Here is a 17,344-nt window from a genome sequence, read left to right on the forward strand (position 1 = left end):
GTAGGAAGGGGTAAAGCGATGCGTAAGCCGATTATTGCGGGAAACTGGAAAATGCATAAAACACTTTCGGAAGCGATCAGCTTCGCGGAAGAGGTAAAAGGAATGGTTCCTGCTTCTGAGCGGGTCGATTCCGTTGTATGTGCCCCGGCGTTATTTTTAGAGCGGCTTGTGGAGGCGGCCAAAGGCACGAATTTAAAAATTGGTGCTCAAAATATGCATTTTGCGGAAAGCGGAGCGTTTACGGGAGAAATCAGCCCAGTGGCGCTTAAAGATCTTGGTGTGGAGTATGTGATTATCGGCCATTCAGAACGCCGCGAAATGTTTGCGGAAACAGATGAGACGGTCAACAAAAAAGTGCTCGCAGCTTTTAAACACGGGCTCATTCCGATCGTTTGCTGCGGGGAAACGCTTGAGGAGCGCGAAGCAGGCCAAACAAATGAAATCGTCGGAACCCAAGTGGAAAAGGCGCTTCAGGGCCTCGCTGACGAACAGGTGAAGCAAGTGGTGATCGCTTATGAACCGATTTGGGCGATCGGCACAGGCAAATCGTCGACAGCGGAAGATGCGAACGAAGTGTGCGGTCATATTCGCGCGGTAATTGCTCAGAAATTCTCTCAGGAGGCGGCCGAAGCGGTGCGCATTCAATACGGTGGCAGTGTGAAGCCGGATAATATTCAGCAATTTTTAGCGCAGGAGCATATTGACGGGGCATTAGTCGGCGGCGCTAGCTTAGAGCCACAATCGTTTTTACAACTAGTGGAGGCCGGAAACAATGAGTAAACAACCTGTTGCGTTAATTATTTTAGATGGGTTTGCGCTTCGTGAGGAAACGTTCGGCAATGCGGTTGCGCAGGCAAAAAAACCGAATTTCGACCGCTATTGGAATGAATATCCTCATGCTACGTTAACGGCATGCGGCGAAGCGGTCGGTCTTCCGGAAGGACAAATGGGGAACTCGGAAGTCGGCCATTTGAATATTGGGGCAGGCCGGATTGTATACCAAAGTTTAACTCGTGTCAACATCGCGATTCGCGAAGGCGAATTTGAACGCAATGAAACGTTTTTAGCGGCGATGAACCATGTCAAAGAAAAAGGTACGAATTTGCATATTTTCGGCCTTCTTTCCGACGGCGGTGTGCACAGCCACATCAACCACTTATACGCGCTATTAAAATTAGCGGCAAAAGAAGGCGTGAAAAACGTCTATATTCACGGCTTTTTAGATGGGCGTGACGTCGGACCACAAACGGCGAAAACGTATATCCAACAGCTAAACGAACAAATCAAGCAAATCGGTGTTGGCGAAATTGCGACGATTTCCGGCCGCTATTATTCAATGGACCGCGACAAGCGGTGGGAGCGCGTCGAAAAAGCATACCGCGCGATGGTATACGGTGAAGGGCCGACGTATCGGGATGCCTTATCGTGCGTTGATGATTCGTATGCGCACGGCATTTACGACGAGTTCGTGTTGCCGTCCGTGATCGTGCGTGAAGATGGAACGCCGGTGGCGACTATTAAAGACGACGATGCGGTTATTTTCTATAATTTCCGTCCTGACCGGGCGATTCAAATTTCGAACACATTTACAAATGACGATTTCCGCGCCTTTGATCGCGGGCCGAAACATCCGAAAAATTTGTTTTTCGTATGCTTAACTCATTTCAGCGAGACGGTTAAAGGGTATGTGGCGTTTAAGACAACGAACTTGGACAATACGCTCGGTGAAGTGTTGTCGCAAAACGGCTTGAAGCAGCTTCGTATCGCGGAAACGGAAAAATATCCGCACGTCACGTTCTTTATGAGCGGCGGACGGGAAGAAAAATTCCCTGGCGAAGACCGAATTTTAATTGATTCGCCGAAGGTGGCGACATATGACTTAAAACCGGAAATGAGCGCTTATGAGGTAACGGATGCGCTGCTGAAAGAAATTGCTGCGGACAAATACGATGCGATCATTTTAAACTATGCAAATCCAGATATGGTCGGTCATTCTGGGAAACTAGAACCGACGATTCGAGCTGTGGAAGCGGTAGACGAATGCTTAGGAAAAGTCGTCGATGCGATCATTGCTAAAGGCGGCGTGGCGATTATTACAGCGGACCATGGCAATTCCGATGAAGTGCTGAATCCAGATGGCAGCCCGAATACAGCGCATACGACGAACCCAGTTCCGGTCATTGTGACGAAAAAAGGAATTGAGCTGCGCGAAGGCGGCATTTTAGGCGATTTAGCGCCAACAATGTTAGATTTATTAGGATTAGAACAACCTAAAGAAATGACAGGAAAAACATTAATTGTAAAATAACAAGAAGGAGAGATTGATGATGCCAATTATTGTTGATGTATATGCTCGCGAAGTATTAGACTCGCGCGGGAACCCGACAGTAGAAGTAGAAGTGTATACAGAATCCGGTGCGTTCGGTCGTGCATTAGTGCCAAGCGGCGCTTCAACTGGTGAGTATGAAGCAGTAGAACTGCGCGATGGCGACAAAAACCGTTATCTTGGCAAAGGTGTATTAAAAGCGGTAGAAAATGTGAATGAAGTGATTGCTCCAGCGATTATCGGCTTCGATGTAACAGACCAAGTCGGCATCGACAAAACGTTAATTGAGTTGGACGGCACGGAAAATAAAGGGAAATTGGGCGCAAACGCGATTTTAGGCGTTTCTATGGCAGTAGCACGCGCGGCAGCTGACTATTTAGAAATTCCTTTATATCAATACCTTGGCGGGTTTAACGCAAAAACATTGCCAGTGCCAATGATGAACATTTTAAATGGCGGCGCTCATGCGGACAACAACGTTGACATCCAAGAGTTTATGATTATGCCTGTAGGCGCGCCAACGTTCCGTGAAGCGCTTCGCATGGGCACGGAAATTTTCCATAGCCTAAAGGCAGTATTAAAAGCGAAAGGCTACAATACAGCGGTTGGCGACGAGGGTGGATTTGCGCCGAACTTGAAATCGAACGAAGAAGCGCTGCAAACGATCATTGAAGCGATCGAAAAAGCAGGATACAAACCAGGCGAAGAAGTGATGCTTGCCATGGACGTGGCATCCTCTGAGCTTTACAACAAAGAAGACGGCAAATACCATTTAGCAGGCGAAGGCGTTGTGAAAACGTCAGAAGAAATGGTCGTTTGGTATGAAGAGCTTGTGGCGAAATATCCAATCATTTCGATCGAAGACGGTTTAGATGAAAACGACTGGGCCGGCCATAAATTATTAACGGAGCGCCTTGGCAAAAAAGTACAGCTTGTCGGTGACGACTTATTCGTAACGAACACGAAAAAATTAGCGCAAGGCATCGAACAAGGTGTCGGTAACGCGATTTTAATTAAAGTGAACCAAATCGGTACATTAACAGAAACGTTCGAAGCGATTGAAATGGCAAAACGCGCGGGCTATACAGCGGTGATCTCCCACCGTTCTGGCGAAACAGAGGACAGCACAATTGCTGATATCGCGGTGGCAACAAACGCGGGCCAAATTAAAACTGGTGCTCCATCACGCACAGACCGCGTAGCGAAATACAACCAGCTGCTTCGCATTGAAGACCAATTGGGCGATACAGCTGTATATGAAGGAATCAAGTCTTTCTACAACTTAAAGAAATAATGATGATCGTCAAAAAGACCTAACCGATCAAGTCGGTTAGGTCTTTTTATTGAAGATAAGGGAGTCTTTCCTAATACTGATTGCCGGCATATAATGAGAATAGGCAGCGTGAAAACACAGTCCCGGTTGGTAGTCCGGGCGCACCGGCACAGGTGTCAGTAACCTTCCCCTCCTTGGGATGTCCATCGCTGTCAGCAATTTTTAAAGGAGGGACCTTTCATGAAACTGACCGTTTTTTACGATGGGCAATTCTGGATTGGAGTTGTAGAGCAGAGGGAAAAAGAAGAATTGAGAGCGGTGCGTTACGTATTTGGCTCTGAACCGAAGCTTGAGGAAGTTCTAACGTTTGTCAACGGTCCAATGCTATCATTGCTAGAAAAATCCCGAGCAACAACGTTGGTGCCGCATGCGGAGCAAAAGACGAAAAACCCGAAGCGATTGCAGCGCGAGGCGGCAAAGGAAATGAAACAACGACCGCTTTCAACTTATGCGCAAACAGCAATCCAACTGGAATTAGAACATCGTAAAAAGGAAAGAAAGGTGTTGCGTAAAGAACAGCGCGAAGCTCTTATGCAGCGCAAATGGGAATTAAAGCGCTTAAAAGCAAAAGCGAGACATCGTGGAAGGTAATATGTAGGGAGGCGACCCAAAGTTGTTTGAGGGTTGTTTCCTTATTTTGTATGTAAAAATGTTCTTAACAACACGACATTGATAAGATTGTGTGTATTTCTATAATCCATATACAATCCAACACTTCCGGGCAATTTTTATATGTCGATCCATTTCTCTTCTTTATCGTTGTGAAGACGCACGGTTTTGTGGGAACAAAAGTTGCAGCCTCTTTGCCTTTACTTTCTTATCTTCGTAGAAATTAGTCTGCTGTGATGCAACCATTTGTTTCAATGCGACAAATACCTTTTTTCTGCATCGGTATTCGGGCTAGAGACATGCTGAGGCGGGCAGTCATGCGTTTTCTTAACTGTTGGCATTGTACAAATTTGCTTATATATGCTAAAATAAAAGCATTGTGACGTGCGTTGTTGGAGGTGTCAGACGTGCATGCGTTTCTTGTGACATTGTTAGTCATTGTTTCGATCGGCATGATTGTCGTGGTGTTATTGCAATCGGGCCGAAGCGCCGGCTTATCGGGCGCAATTACAGGCGGCGCCGAGCAGTTATTCGGCAAGCAAAAAGCTCGTGGACTAGACGCGGTATTGCACCGCATTACGGTCGTTTTAGCTGTTTTATTTTTTGTTTTAGCCATTGCCGTAACGTATTTTCAACTGTAAACTTGGAAAAAGGGGGCGGTCCATTGAAAGGGGACTGCCTTTTCTGTTGGGAAAAAAAGAAAGGGGATATATATGATGAAAATTGTTTCACCAAAACCGTTCACATTTGAAGCAGGGGAGCGGGCTGTGTTATTGCTTCACGGATTTACTGGGAACTCCTCAGATGTCAGAATGTTAGGCCGTTTTCTTGAATCAAAAGGATACACGTGCCATGCACCCATTTATAAAGGACACGGCGTGCCACCGGAAGAGCTTGTTCATACCGGGCCAGAAGACTGGTGGCAGGATGTAATGAACGCTTACGAATTTTTAAAACAAAAGGGCTATGAAAAAATTGCGGTTGTCGGGTTGTCGCTTGGAGGCGTATTTTCCTTAAAATTAGGTTACACTGTACCTGTAGTCGGCATCGTTCCAATGTGCGCGCCGATGTATATTAAAAGCGAAGAGACGATGTACGAAGGCGTATTAGACTATGCGCGGGAATATAAAAAGCGGGAAGGAAAAACGCAGGAGCAAATCGAAAAAGAAATGGAAGAGTTTCGGAAAACGCCAATGAAAACGTTGAAAGCATTGCAGCAATTAATTGCCGATGTGCGCGACCATATTGATCTAATTTATGCGCCAACATTTGTCGTTCAAGCGCGACATGATGACATGATTAATACCGATAGTGCAAATATTATTTATAACGGCGTCGAATCTCCGGTCAAAAAAATCAAATGGTATGAAGAATCCGGCCATGTGATCACGCTCGACAAAGAAAAGGATCAGCTGCATGAGGACATTTATGAGTTTTTAGAATCATTGGATTGGTAATCCTCGAAAGGAGGAAGGATGATGGAACAATTAAGAGAACGGCTGCTTGTGTTTATGCGCGATGAGGCGTATAAACCGCTGACCGTTCAGGAGCTGGAAGCGGCGTTTGAAATTACGGACGCTGCCGATTTTAAAGAGCTTGTGAAAGCGCTTGTCGCATTGGAAGAAGACGGTCTTGTTGTACGCACAAGAAGCAACCGGTATGGTGTGCCGGAAAAAATGAATTTAATTCGCGGCAAAGTCACTGGGCATTCCAAAGGCTTTGCGTTTGTCGTCCCGGAAGATCCGACGCTTGATGATATTTTTATTCCGCCTTCCGAACTGAAAAACGCCATGCATGGGGACACGGTGCTTGTTCGCGTGAGCTCGCAAGCATCGGGAGCGCGGAAGGAAGGAACGATTGTCCGGATTATCGAACGCGGCGTCACCGAAATCGTCGGAACGTATACAGAAAGCAAAAATTTTGGCTTTGTCATTCCGGATGACAAAAAAATTGTCAATGATATTTTTATTCCGAAGCATGCGGCCAACGGCGCGGTAGAAGGCCATAAGGTCGTCGTTCGTCTGACGACATACCCTGAAGGAAGAATCAGCGCCGAGGGTGAAGTCATTAAAATTTTAGGGCATAAAAACGATCCAGGCGTCGATATTTTATCGATTATTCATAAGCATCGCCTGCCGCTGCAGTTTCCGGAAGATGTGATCGCCCATGCGAACAGCGTTCCCGATACGATTTCGGAAGAAGATTTGAAAGGCCGACGCGACTTGCGCAATGAAATGATTGTGACGATCGACGGAGCCGACGCGAAAGACTTGGACGATGCGGTCACGGTGACGAAACTCGCCAACGGCCATTACAAATTGGGCGTACATATCGCCGATGTCAGCCATTACGTGACAGAAGGCTCGCCGATTGACCGTGAAGCATACGAGCGCGGTACGAGCGTCTATCTGGTCGACCGCGTCATTCCAATGATTCCGCACCGCCTGTCCAACGGCATTTGCTCGCTCAATCCGAAAGTCGACCGTCTGACGCTATCGTGTGAAATGGAAATTGACGAGCGCGGCAACATCGTCAGCCACGAAATTTTCCAAAGCGTCATTCGCACAACGGAACGTATGACATATTCAGACGTAAATAAAATTCTCGTCGACAAGGATGAAGAGCTGCGCCAAAAATACGAGCCGCTTGTGCCGATGTTCGAGCTCATGGCGGAGTTGGCTGACATTTTACGCAATAAGCGAATGCAGCGCGGCGCGATCGATTTTGATTTTAAAGAAGCGAAAGTGCTTGTTGACGATGACGGAAAGCCGTACGATGTCATTTTGCGCGAGCGGTCCGTTGCGGAACGCTTGATTGAAGAGTTTATGCTTGCTGCTAACGAAACGGTGGCTGAGCATTTCCATTGGATGAACGTGCCGTTTATGTACCGCGTCCATGAAGACCCGAAGCCGGAAAAATTACAGCGCTTTCTTGAATTTATTACGAATTTCGGCTATGTCGTCAAAGGGACCGGCAACCAAATTCATCCGCGTGCGCTGCAAGAAATTTTAGAAGCGGTGCGCGGCGAACCGGAAGAGATGGTCGTATCGACGGTGATGCTTCGCTCGATGAAGCAAGCCCGCTACGATGCGGAAAGCTTAGGCCACTATGGGCTGTCCACCGAATTTTATACGCATTTCACATCGCCGATTCGCCGCTATCCGGATTTAATTGTTCACCGCCTGATTCGCACGTATTTAATTAATGGAAAGATAGATAATCAAACCCAGCAAAAATGGGCGGAACAACTGCCGGACATCGCCGAGCATGCTTCCAACATGGAGCGGCGTGCGGTTGAAGCCGAACGCGAAACAGATGACTTAAAGAAAACCGAGTTTATGGAAGACAAAATCGGCATGGAGTTCGATGGCATCATCAGCTCCGTCACGAACTTCGGCTTGTTCGTGGAACTGCCAAACACGATCGAAGGATTGGTGCACGTCAGCTATTTAACGGATGACTATTACCGTTATGACGAACACCACTATGCAATGATCGGCGAACGAACGGGGAAAGTGTATCGCATTGGCGATGAAATCACGGTGCGCGTGATTAACGTCAACAAAGAAGAGCGCATCGTCGATTTTGAAATCGTCGGCATGAAAGGGCGCCGCCGCACGGAAGCGAAAGCCGCCCCGGTTGTTATTAAGGGGAAAAAAGAGGACCGAAAAAGAAAACGAGAAGACGAGTGGTCGACGAAAAAGCCGAAAAAGAAAAAGTTTTATGAGGACGCGCCAAAGGCGAAAAAGAAGAAAAAGAAAAAACGTTAACGAAAGGAAAGCCTCTTTTCAAAATGAGAGGCTTTTCCTTCCTTCTTTTTTTTGATACAATCATATTTGTCTTTAAAAGGGGAGGAAGAGCGCAATGCCAAAAGGTGAAGGAAAACTCATTGCTCAAAATAAAAAAGCGCATCACGATTATTTTATTGAAGAAACGTATGAAGCCGGCCTCGTTCTGCAAGGAACGGAAATCAAGTCGATTCGCGCCGGAAAGGTAAATTTAAAAGACTCGTTTGCGAAAGTGGAAAAGGGCGAAGTGTTCATCCATAACATGCATATTAGCCCGTACGAGCAAGGAAACCGCTACAACCACGATCCATTGCGCACAAGAAAGCTTCTTCTTCACCGCCGTGAAATTAACAAGCTGATTGGCTATATTAAAGAAGAAGGCTACACGCTTGTTCCTTTGAAATTGTACATTAAAGACGGATTTGCGAAGCTGTTGCTTGGCGTCGGCAAAGGAAAGAAGAAATATGACAAGCGCGAAGATATGAAAAAGAAAGAAGCAAAGCGGGAAATCGAGCGCGCTTTCCGCGAACGTCAAAAGATGTAACAACACAAAAATTTACAATTGAAAACGCAATTACGTATGCTATAATAATAAGTGTCATTGCCAGTTCATCATGCTTAAGCTCTTTCGTACATCGTTCTTGTTTTCATACGGGGACGTTACGGATTCGACAGGGATAGATCGAGCTTAAGCTGCGAGCCGAGGGGATCGTCCTCGTAAAAACGTCACCTAAATATAACTGGCAAAGAAAACTACGCTTTAGCTGCTTAATAATTGCGGCTAGCTCCTCCCGCCATCGCCCATGTGGTCGGGTCAGGGGTTCATAACGAGTGGGATACGCCCAAGTCCGCCGTCTGAGGACGCGGGAAGAGACCAATCAGACTAGCTGCTTGGAGGCCTGTCGGTAGGCGGAAGATGCAGCGAAGCTCAAATATACCGACTACGCTCGTAGACGCTTAAGTGGCGATATCTTTGGACGTGGGTTCGACTCCCACCGTCTCCACCATACATAAGTAAGACGGTAAAAAGCATAAATGATGACGTAAAGCATAAAATTTCCGTTTGGAAACTTTATGCTTTATTTTTTTAGAAAATTTTATGTGGGGAATAAAAGGAGAAATTATTTGCTAAATTAGGTCTGTAAAACTTCTCTCTTACCTTCAAATAAAAGGTTTTATGGTTGGTTGTGAACTACTCACCACTTAGCTAAAGCTTGAAGTGGGAGCTTCTCAGTTCCACGACGAAAGCCGCCTTTCGTCTCCCTGAGCGTGACTTCGGGTCGTTCCAACCCTAGATGTCCGACAATTCGGAGTTCTTTTGTACCTTGGATATTTTACGCCTGGAAGGATCAGCTTGGTTTTCGCATTTTATTTTCTCCATGCAACCTCCTATATCCAGTTATGAAAGAACGGCATAGGTTTATTTTACCACAGGGTCGAACAATTGAACAGGCAAAAGCCTGTCCTTGTCCGAAGTGGATTCATCTCCCACTTTCATCAAGCTTCGCAAGATTTAGAAGTGGGAGACTTCTTGACTGAAGAATGTTAAAAAATGTAAAATGAAACTAATTTTTTCGATAGAAAGGGCAATATGACCCGTATAAGCAATGAGCCTTCCTACCTACACTCCGTTGAGAGGTGGGAGCCTTCGCGTTAAATAAGTTAACATTGTTATAAGGAAAATGTGATTTTCAATAACATTAATGTCAGGTTCTAAAAGACACCAATTAGTCAATGTATATTTTGTCAAATTCCCACTCACCATTTTGTTATATTTCCTCTACATCAATCCTTTAGTTAAGTACAGTTGTTTACACAAATAGAGTTTCTTCCGACAAACCATATTTGCTGGTGTATCCCAATGTAAAAAGCAGATTCTTGAATTTAGCTAGTACAGCATCCACGAAATACGATCATTCGAGAATACAATAATGTGATTAAAAAATGGTATATGAGGATCAATTCTTTACCGAATAAGACAATGCAATATGTCAAAAATAAAATTGACAGGACACCAATTGGTGTCATATAATAAAGACACCAATTGGTGTCCTATTTATAAGGAGGGGGGATTTTGAAAGAGAAAAATCAAGTGCGAGATGTTTATGTAGCCATTGCTGATCCAACAAGACGTAAATTGCTACGTTTGTTGGCAGATGCGGAAGAGTTACCTCTTTATGAATTAACCGCTCAATTTCAAATGGGTCGTACTGCGGTTTCTAAACATTTGGCTATCCTTAAAGAGGCTGGTCTAGTTGCTGATCGTAAAGTTGGTAGGGAAACAAGGTATCGACTAAATGCAGCTCCCCTACAGGAAATTAAAGATTGGGTATCCTTTTACGAGAAATTTTGGAATGAAAAAGTGGCCGTTTTAAAAAATTTATTATCGGAGGAATAAATAATGGCAGATGTATCATTAGATTTTCAGTTTACAAGTTCAATCGATAAGGTGTGGAACGCATTAACAGATTCGAATATCCTTGCAAAATGGATAATGGAAAATAACTTTAAACCAATCGTAGGGCATAAATGTCAATTCCGAAATGAGCAGTGGAACTTAGTTGTAGATTGTGAAGTATTAGTAGTAGACGAGCCTTATAAGTTATCTTACACGTGGGTAGGCGGTCCGATAAAGACTATAGTTACATGGACGTTGAAGGAAGAGAATGGAATAACCTATTTACACCTTGAACAAACGGGATTCGAAAAAGAAGATCAAGCGTTCAATGGTGCGAAATATGGTTGGGCGAAAATGGGAGAGGAACTTAAAAAAGTGTTAGCGGAAATGTAAGACCAAATTTTAGTTTAGCACATTGAGCAAACGAGCTGGTAAGAGTAAACAGCACCGTATAAGACCGAGCTTAATTTGTTGACGAGAAGACGGCTTATGAATTGACTAGGAAGCTTGCTGGCCTTGCCTTTAGCGAAGTTTTAGCAGAAGCAAAGAATTTTGCCTATATTGGGTTGATATGAGACAGCGAAACAGCTTAGTTTTTGGTGAAATGCGGATTTCTGTTGTAGGGAAATAAAGAGATAAATGGAGGGATGGAAATGTCCTATATCGTTGATTTTAAAAATGTGTCTACGATTGGTTTAGATTCTTCACCTGTAGCGGAAGCGCTTGCTGGTTTACGCGCTAATGAAGCCCGTTACTTTATGAACAAATACAAGCATGAATTTACGGTTGTACCGGCTAGCGAAAGCCAAGAGACTCTCGATTATGTGAACCGAATTTTGAAAGAAGAACGTGATATTGAGTTTGCGGCCAAACCTTTAGAAACGTCGCGTTTTCAAGTGGAAAATATCAAAATTGCCTACGTCTTTTATGAAGATGGTCTTGTGGTCAATGTCATGTATACGGTTGACGACCCTAAGAAGCGGGCCGTTGGCTTCAAGCTTTCTGAGGGAATGGAGGTACCAAAAGAGTTAGAAGGAAAGTTTAAATTTGCTAGGCAGAAATCTAAAATAGCTGGAACCATTCGGGGTTCGTTTTTTGTAATTAAAGGAGAATATTAAAGTAAACAAGTAAGTGAGGAATCCGACCATTTTTTATATTTGTTCATTCTTTTTCTTTACTCGCTAGAAAATCTAAAAGCTTCAGTTGCCCTCGATCCGACAATATTACCACTTGGTATTACGTCAAGAACACGGACACGTTAAACGGAGAAAAGTAGCCTGAGTTTAGCTATTTTTTCTGTTTAACGTGTCCGTTTTGTTGAAAGCGCACTAAAATCTAACTCCCTTTTTTTCCACATCACTCATTCCCGCTTTTTATTTGTCAATAAGGACCAGAATCCCCCTTATCTCCTCGAAAATAAGACCGAATTCGTAGTTCTTTTTAACTAAAAATGGATATAATTACACTTTTTGTTGAATCATGCACCGTCATATGATACGTATAGGGAAGGATGGAGAAGAATGGAAAGGAATTGGTGCAGTTGAGAAGGCGTTGGCAAGCGTTATTATTATCGGCAATGGTACTGATGGGAGGATGCAGCATGGATGCAAATAAAGAACAGCCAAAGAAATGGCCAAATACGGCGGCGTTTCAAGACGAGTATACTCGTAAGTTTATGGCATCGACGAAGGAAGTAAAGGACGGGTACTATTTGTTCAAATCGAAAACAGGCGGCTATACGATGTGGTTTCCGAAGAATGCTACCATGTCAAAGCTGTTTTACGAAAAGCATGAGAAATACTTTGAGTCATTACGTTTTGGAGAGAGTGATAAAGTAAATAATATAGCTTATTCCACCCAAATAGTATATGAAAACAAGAAGATAACAGATTCTATTGGTGTGAACCTCGAGTTACTATCTGAATCTACTAATTATAAAGGGGAATTTAAGAAGTTATATGGTAAGGATATGACAGTTTATTTTGCAAAACAAGAGTATTTACTCTCTGATAAAAAAAGTAAAGTTCATCGTTTTATTGGTTACCTAAAATCCAATCATAGCCATCAAGCTGTCGAGTTTTATTATGCAGTATCATGTCTAGATAAGAAAGAGGTATGTAGAATCGATTTAGAAAAAGAGGAGAAAAAGGCCAAAATGTTAATGCAATCGGTTCGATTTTTAAATTAAGAAATTAGAGAGGGGGAAATTTGTGTTAAATAATGAAGAAGTATTAAATACAAATATATTACGTGCAAGAATTATGAGTTTAGAATATCAAAATGTTAGCATTCATGAAATTAAACGAATTTATATTGAAGAGACTGGAAAAGAACCACCTGCTCATATTGCTATTTATTCCTCTGATGATTTTAAAGATTCAGGGCAATTAGATTCTGGGTTTGATGGAACAATTATTCATTTTTATGACGCAAAACAAGGGATCAATCAACAGTATACAATTACGCGGGGAAGCGAGGCTCGAGAAAAAGATACGTGGAAACCGTTTGATTGGCTCTATAATGTGTTTGGAATTTTCACAGGGAAAAATGTTAGCCAATACAGAGATGCATCTAGATTTGATAGATTAGTTACCAAAAAGATCAATGCGAATCTAAAAAAATGGAATAATAAAATTCCGCTAAAGAAAATTGGGCTTGGTCATTCACTAGGTGGAAACTTAAATGCTACGATACAAATCACTGATAAAAGGTATGAAAAGGTATATGTTATTAATGATGCTCCATCTAATATTTACCAGCTAATCACTATTGATAAAAATTTTTCTGAGGAATTATCGTTAAGGTTTAATATAGATCTTAATAATGATCAAGACATCTACTCCATCCCCCCTGCGGAGTTGAAGGCGTTTGCGGAGGAATATTATAAAAAACGTGTGGATGAACATTCGATCCACCATTTGACCGCTCAGGAGGATATGCTGTATGCGGTGAGCGGGGTTCGGGGGTTTATCAATATTGGCAGCCGTGAAATCATTGATACGAACAGCCAGTTTACGAGCATCAAAAGTTTAGTAGGGAAAATACCGGACGGAGATGTGCAGGCGATTCAATTGTATTTGTCGCAATACACCGATGTGTACAACGAAAAGGGATTCGACGGGGTCGTGCAGGCGATGACCGGGGTCGATCTCGAGTGGCTGGAGTCACTTGAACAATATGGTGTGGGCGATTATGTATGGAACGCGGCGGATATGGTGGAGAAAGCAGACCATATGTTGGATGAGATGAAAGTGAAAATTCCCGAGCTTTTGAAGCATGTAACGATTTTGTATCGGAATTTAAATGCGATTCTTCAAGCATTCGTCGATTCCGGCTTTATGACGATGGAGCAAAAAGAGGCGATTTTGCAGGAAGTGAAACACATTCAGCAAGATGTCGATGCGCTCGAGCAGCTTCTGCACGACCTGCGGGACGACGGTGTTTGGTTGGTGCTCAGGGGTCCTTTAGCATGGAGCGATCCGTTCGTTTGGACGAAACTATTAACGACATTCAAAAACATCCAACGCTATATTATGGATATCATCGCGCGGCTTCAAGCGATCGACCGGCACGCTGCCTCGGCGCAGCAAGCGGCGGTCACAAGCGTCCATGCCCATATGCTGTATGAGGTCATCAACGCCCTCGCCCGTTCGAAAGGGAGAGCGTATGATGAGTACGGGAATATGATTCTGATCAAACGGGTTGGGACAGAAGAAATTCGCCTGAATCTGTCCTCGGCGGTGCGTATCTATCAGAAGGGCTTGCGTATGTTGGAAGAAAAGGAAGCCGTGCTGCGCGATATGAAACAGCGCTATGTGCAGGAGTATGTTGAAGATTTTGAGATGCGAAAGCGCAACCTTATGAGGAACATCGAGAACATGGAACAAAATCCGGGCGCCTACCAGCATTTGTTGGGCTCTTTTACATATGATGCGCAACAAGTGTACGTGCTGCGCTGCATCGAGGTGCACGAGTCGATTCCACCGATGGATCCGCTCATTCCTGATCTGTTTGAAGGGATGTTTGCGTACTACGAATGGGAGATTGCGAAAGGGAAGGAACTCATCGCCAGTGTGAAACAGTCGTTTGAGCAATTTTTTGAGAAAGATGAGCAGTTAGCCAAAATCTTTGACTTGCGATATGAGTAAAGAGGGATGTTAAGCATGGGACAACTGAATATGTTTTACCATTTTGACATAGAGCAGGATTTGATGTACAAAGCGACAGGGTTTGTTCAATTGTTAAATCGAATGAGCGAATGGGACGGAGAATTAGTTCAGTTAGTTCATCACGAAATGCAATACGGCAGAGGGCAAATTGTCGATCGAACGAATGAAGCGATCGAGCAGTATCAAAAAATGAATCAGTCCCATCATGAATTGCATAAAAATTTTATGAATACGGCAGCGTTGCGTTATACGAATATGATTAATGATATGAGGGGACAGTATATCACTTTATATTACGATGTAATTGTTCGTAACAAGAATAAAGACTAAAGATGTTTATGTTGACTAATTTAACAACAAGTTCTTACTGAGAGGGCAGGGGAAGTAATTTTTTGATGTTCAATAACCAATAAATTGAAATTATTCATAAAAAAGTATTTTGGCATGAAATGTTCAAGTAGTGACCTGGCCGTTACGATATGCTGCCACTGCTGTAAAAGAGGATAGATAGTCATAATTCTTTTTACCTATTACCTTTTTAGCCTTTACTGGTGGTAATGAGAAAGAAGGGGTAATTAAATAATAATATTTATAAATAAATGGTATTATATACTTATTTTTTCATAAATTCCTATATATCGTTGACTTACAATTATTACCTTAGTTAAAATATTGAGGGAAAATATGGTTAAAGGGGGGAAACTCATGTCAGGCGTTATTCGTTTAACACCGGAAGAATTGCGCGGTGTCGCAAGACAATATAATGCAGAGAGTTCTAATGTCACAGAATTGATTTCAAGATTAGACCAAATGAGCCATATGCTGCAAGGAATTTGGGAAGGTGCTTCTAGTGAAGCATTTATTCAACAATATCAAGAATTACGCCCATCATTTGAAAAAATGGCTGTACTATTAAACGATGTCGCACAGCAATTACACAACTCTGCGACTATTTTGGAAGAAACAGATCAACAAATCGCCAGCCAAATCCGTGGATGAAAAGCGGCACACTGAGAAAAAAGCGCTACAAATCTTACGAAAGATTATGGCGCTTTTTTCTATATGGGAGGCATATGTTATGTACATTCAGGTTACTATCGATCTCAGGCATTATACAGAAGATGCATTTGACCTTCGCTTATCCAATTTTTATTCGATCAAAAAAATGATTGATATTGTTTGGCAGTTAAAAAACATATCAACGCCGCCGCGAGAGGGATACTGGGTGCGGATCGAAAATAAAAAAATGGTCCGTCCAGGCTATTTTACGCTTAAAGACAGTGGGATTACAGATGGAGACCGCATTGTAATTTTGTAGCCATCGAGAAAGGGAAAAGGAGCATTATTTTGTTATGGAAGAGAAAAAGACTTATTTGGAAGCACAAATTGACGCTGTAATGACGAAAGATCAGCATTACACGATTGTCTTTCAGCGTGCGAAATTAAAAATGCAGCATCCGCTAGAATTACAGATTATAAGAGAGGCAGATTCTTATTTACTGCGTGATATTGATGTGTCGGAGGACGAAGTAAAGATTACTATTAATCCGCCCGAATCGTTCTCTCCGTTCTCAGCTGTACGGAAAAAATCGCTGCTTTCCCGGCTAAGAGCGGCCTATCAGCTTGTTACGAAAGTGAAAAATCACTCTCTTCGCCGCTTTATCTTGATTATATGTCCGGAGAACCTTGTATTTAATCATGCATTGGAACCTTTCTTTCTGCATGTTGGAATAAAGGAGAGTCTGCCGCCGTATGAACCCGATGAAATGCGGATTCTCAAAGAAGTAAAAGCAACCGTGTTAACGCTTGTGGATGGACAGTATCGTTTTGAAGAATATATGAAATTTCACGAAACATTAAAATGTTCTAGTGCCGCTAAGGAAATATTACAGGCGGAACACCTAGATGCGCTTTTATCGATTTTAGAGCGCCAGATGGACGAAGAAGAAGCAAAAGAACGAGCATCAATGCATATTCCAAAACGAAAATGGAAGATGCAAAGGTATATTTTCTTTTCGACAGTTGGTGTATTAGTTCCTGCTATTATTTATACGTTTTATTCATTCTTTTTTTTGCAGCCTAAGCAAGAAGCCTATATCGAGAGCGCAGAACTCTTTTTGGGGAACAAGTACAGCGATGTCATTACTGTATTAGAAGATTATCCTCCAGAAAAAATGCCGTATGTTGTACAGTATGAGCTGGCCTCTTCCTATGTGATGACGGAGTCGCTGACTGAAGAACAGAGGAAAATGGTATTAAACAACATTACACTAAAAACAGATCCGCAGTATTTGTTGTATTGGATTTATATAGGGCGAGGAAGAAGCGAAGATGCACTTCAGTTGGCGAGAACTATGGAAGATAGGGATTTAGTTGTATACGGTCTATTAAAATATCGCGAGCAAATTAAGGGGGACGAAGAATTATCAGGAGACGAAAAACAGCAAAAAATAGACGCCATTGACAAAGAAATCGAGGAATATGAAAGAGAAATGAAAGAGAAAGAACAGCAGCTAGGGGAAGAAGGACAAGGAAAAACGGGCGAGCAGCCGTCTCCAGCCGAGCAGCCGACAACTTCATCTCCGGATTTGACAACGCCACAACAACAATCTAATCAACCAGCGTCTAATGGTACATCACCTGCTTCTAATAGCAAGCAATCAAACAACAAGGAAACGAAAAAATAGTAGAAAAACGTAGCCGCAAGCATCATAGGAGAGG

At 43.1% G+C, this 17,344-nt stretch carries 17 protein-coding genes and 1 other RNA gene; all 18 read left to right on the top strand.

Annotated features, from left to right (window positions below; genetic code table 11):
• Nucleotides 1-18: 18 nt before the first annotated feature.
• Complete coding sequence (gene tpiA, locus N667_RS0112755; protein ID WP_027409935.1) at nucleotides 19-780, top strand: triose-phosphate isomerase; 762 nt, start codon at nucleotides 19-21, stop codon at nucleotides 778-780.
• Complete coding sequence (gpmI, locus tag N667_RS0112760; RefSeq protein ID WP_027409936.1) at nucleotides 773-2,308, top strand: 2,3-bisphosphoglycerate-independent phosphoglycerate mutase; 1,536 nt, start codon at nucleotides 773-775, stop codon at nucleotides 2,306-2,308. The genes tpiA and gpmI overlap by 8 nt, the downstream gene beginning before the upstream one ends.
• A 19-nt stretch (nucleotides 2,309-2,327) precedes the next feature.
• Nucleotides 2,328-3,620 (top strand): phosphopyruvate hydratase, encoded by a 1,293-nt coding sequence (eno, locus tag N667_RS0112765; RefSeq protein WP_027409937.1) that lies wholly within the window; start codon nucleotides 2,328-2,330, stop codon nucleotides 3,618-3,620.
• A gap of 219 nt (nucleotides 3,621-3,839) precedes the next feature.
• Nucleotides 3,840-4,250, top strand: a complete 411-nt coding sequence (locus tag N667_RS0112770) for a YjdF family protein (RefSeq protein WP_027409938.1) — start codon at nucleotides 3,840-3,842, stop codon at nucleotides 4,248-4,250.
• A gap of 425 nt (nucleotides 4,251-4,675) precedes the next feature.
• On the top strand, nucleotides 4,676-4,909 hold the full coding sequence (gene secG / locus N667_RS0112775; RefSeq protein ID WP_027409939.1) for a preprotein translocase subunit SecG: 234 nt from the start codon (nucleotides 4,676-4,678) through the stop codon (nucleotides 4,907-4,909).
• Nucleotides 4,910-4,981: 72 nt separating this feature from the next.
• On the top strand, nucleotides 4,982-5,725 hold the full coding sequence (locus tag N667_RS0112780; RefSeq protein ID WP_027409940.1) for an alpha/beta hydrolase: 744 nt from the start codon (nucleotides 4,982-4,984) through the stop codon (nucleotides 5,723-5,725).
• A gap of 18 nt (nucleotides 5,726-5,743) precedes the next feature.
• Nucleotides 5,744-8,038 (top strand): ribonuclease R, encoded by a 2,295-nt coding sequence (gene rnr, locus N667_RS0112785; RefSeq protein WP_027409941.1) that lies wholly within the window; start codon nucleotides 5,744-5,746, stop codon nucleotides 8,036-8,038.
• Nucleotides 8,039-8,132: 94 nt separating this feature from the next.
• Entirely contained in the window at nucleotides 8,133-8,600 is a 468-nt protein-coding gene (smpB, locus tag N667_RS0112790) for an SsrA-binding protein SmpB (RefSeq protein ID WP_027409942.1), read from the top strand.
• 109 nt (nucleotides 8,601-8,709) lie between these two features.
• Nucleotides 8,710-9,063: a transfer-messenger RNA gene (gene ssrA / locus N667_RS19515) on the top strand.
• Between the two features lie 1,067 nt (nucleotides 9,064-10,130).
• Entirely contained in the window at nucleotides 10,131-10,454 is a 324-nt protein-coding gene (locus N667_RS0112800; RefSeq protein WP_027409943.1) for an ArsR/SmtB family transcription factor, read from the top strand.
• Nucleotides 10,455-10,457: 3 nt separating this feature from the next.
• The gene (locus tag N667_RS0112805) at nucleotides 10,458-10,847 is read left to right on the top strand and encodes an SRPBCC family protein (RefSeq protein WP_027409944.1); all 390 of its coding nucleotides are present in this window, start codon (nucleotides 10,458-10,460) and stop codon (nucleotides 10,845-10,847) included.
• A gap of 260 nt (nucleotides 10,848-11,107) precedes the next feature.
• Nucleotides 11,108-11,572 (top strand): hypothetical protein, encoded by a 465-nt coding sequence (locus N667_RS0112810; protein WP_027409945.1) that lies wholly within the window; start codon nucleotides 11,108-11,110, stop codon nucleotides 11,570-11,572.
• Nucleotides 11,573-12,054: 482 nt separating this feature from the next.
• Nucleotides 12,055-12,642, top strand: coding sequence for a hypothetical protein (locus N667_RS0112815; protein ID WP_027409946.1), 588 nt, complete (start codon nucleotides 12,055-12,057; stop codon nucleotides 12,640-12,642).
• Between the two features lie 22 nt (nucleotides 12,643-12,664).
• Nucleotides 12,665-14,602, top strand: coding sequence for a DUF6792 domain-containing protein (locus N667_RS0112820; protein ID WP_027409947.1), 1,938 nt, complete (start codon nucleotides 12,665-12,667; stop codon nucleotides 14,600-14,602).
• 15 nt (nucleotides 14,603-14,617) lie between these two features.
• The gene (locus tag N667_RS0112825) at nucleotides 14,618-14,953 is read left to right on the top strand and encodes a hypothetical protein (RefSeq protein WP_027409948.1); all 336 of its coding nucleotides are present in this window, start codon (nucleotides 14,618-14,620) and stop codon (nucleotides 14,951-14,953) included.
• 375 nt (nucleotides 14,954-15,328) lie between these two features.
• Nucleotides 15,329-15,622, top strand: a complete 294-nt coding sequence (locus N667_RS0112830; RefSeq protein WP_027409949.1) for a WXG100 family type VII secretion target — start codon at nucleotides 15,329-15,331, stop codon at nucleotides 15,620-15,622.
• A gap of 79 nt (nucleotides 15,623-15,701) precedes the next feature.
• Nucleotides 15,702-15,941 (top strand): EsaB/YukD family protein, encoded by a 240-nt coding sequence (locus N667_RS0112835; protein ID WP_027409950.1) that lies wholly within the window; start codon nucleotides 15,702-15,704, stop codon nucleotides 15,939-15,941.
• 34 nt (nucleotides 15,942-15,975) lie between these two features.
• Nucleotides 15,976-17,310 (top strand): type VII secretion protein EssB, encoded by a 1,335-nt coding sequence (gene essB, locus N667_RS0112840; protein WP_027409951.1) that lies wholly within the window; start codon nucleotides 15,976-15,978, stop codon nucleotides 17,308-17,310.
• Nucleotides 17,311-17,344: the final 34 nt, after the last annotated feature.

Source organism: Anoxybacillus tepidamans PS2 (assembly GCF_000620165.1).
Classification (GTDB): domain Bacteria; phylum Bacillota; class Bacilli; order Bacillales; family Anoxybacillaceae; genus Anoxybacteroides; species Anoxybacteroides tepidamans_A.

Bases quoted from the DNA above. Each gene is read 5' to 3' on its own strand.
- tpiA (WP_027409935.1), top strand. From the start codon at position 19: ATGCGTAAGCCGATTATTGCGGGAAACTGGAAAATGCATAAAACACTT.
- gpmI (WP_027409936.1), top strand. From the start codon at position 773: ATGAGTAAACAACCTGTTGCGTTAATTATTTTAGATGGGTTTGCGCTT.
- eno (WP_027409937.1), top strand. From the start codon at position 2,328: ATGCCAATTATTGTTGATGTATATGCTCGCGAAGTATTAGACTCGCGC.
- N667_RS0112770 (WP_027409938.1), top strand. From the start codon at position 3,840: ATGAAACTGACCGTTTTTTACGATGGGCAATTCTGGATTGGAGTTGTA.
- N667_RS0112780 (WP_027409940.1), top strand. From the start codon at position 4,982: ATGATGAAAATTGTTTCACCAAAACCGTTCACATTTGAAGCAGGGGAG.
- rnr (WP_027409941.1), top strand. From the start codon at position 5,744: ATGATGGAACAATTAAGAGAACGGCTGCTTGTGTTTATGCGCGATGAG.
- smpB (WP_027409942.1), top strand. From the start codon at position 8,133: ATGCCAAAAGGTGAAGGAAAACTCATTGCTCAAAATAAAAAAGCGCAT.
- N667_RS0112805 (WP_027409944.1), top strand. From the start codon at position 10,458: ATGGCAGATGTATCATTAGATTTTCAGTTTACAAGTTCAATCGATAAG.
- N667_RS0112810 (WP_027409945.1), top strand. From the start codon at position 11,108: ATGTCCTATATCGTTGATTTTAAAAATGTGTCTACGATTGGTTTAGAT.
- N667_RS0112815 (WP_027409946.1), top strand. From the start codon at position 12,055: ATGGATGCAAATAAAGAACAGCCAAAGAAATGGCCAAATACGGCGGCG.
- N667_RS0112825 (WP_027409948.1), top strand. From the start codon at position 14,618: ATGGGACAACTGAATATGTTTTACCATTTTGACATAGAGCAGGATTTG.
- N667_RS0112830 (WP_027409949.1), top strand. From the start codon at position 15,329: ATGTCAGGCGTTATTCGTTTAACACCGGAAGAATTGCGCGGTGTCGCA.
- N667_RS0112835 (WP_027409950.1), top strand. From the start codon at position 15,702: ATGTACATTCAGGTTACTATCGATCTCAGGCATTATACAGAAGATGCA.
- essB (WP_027409951.1), top strand. From the start codon at position 15,976: ATGGAAGAGAAAAAGACTTATTTGGAAGCACAAATTGACGCTGTAATG.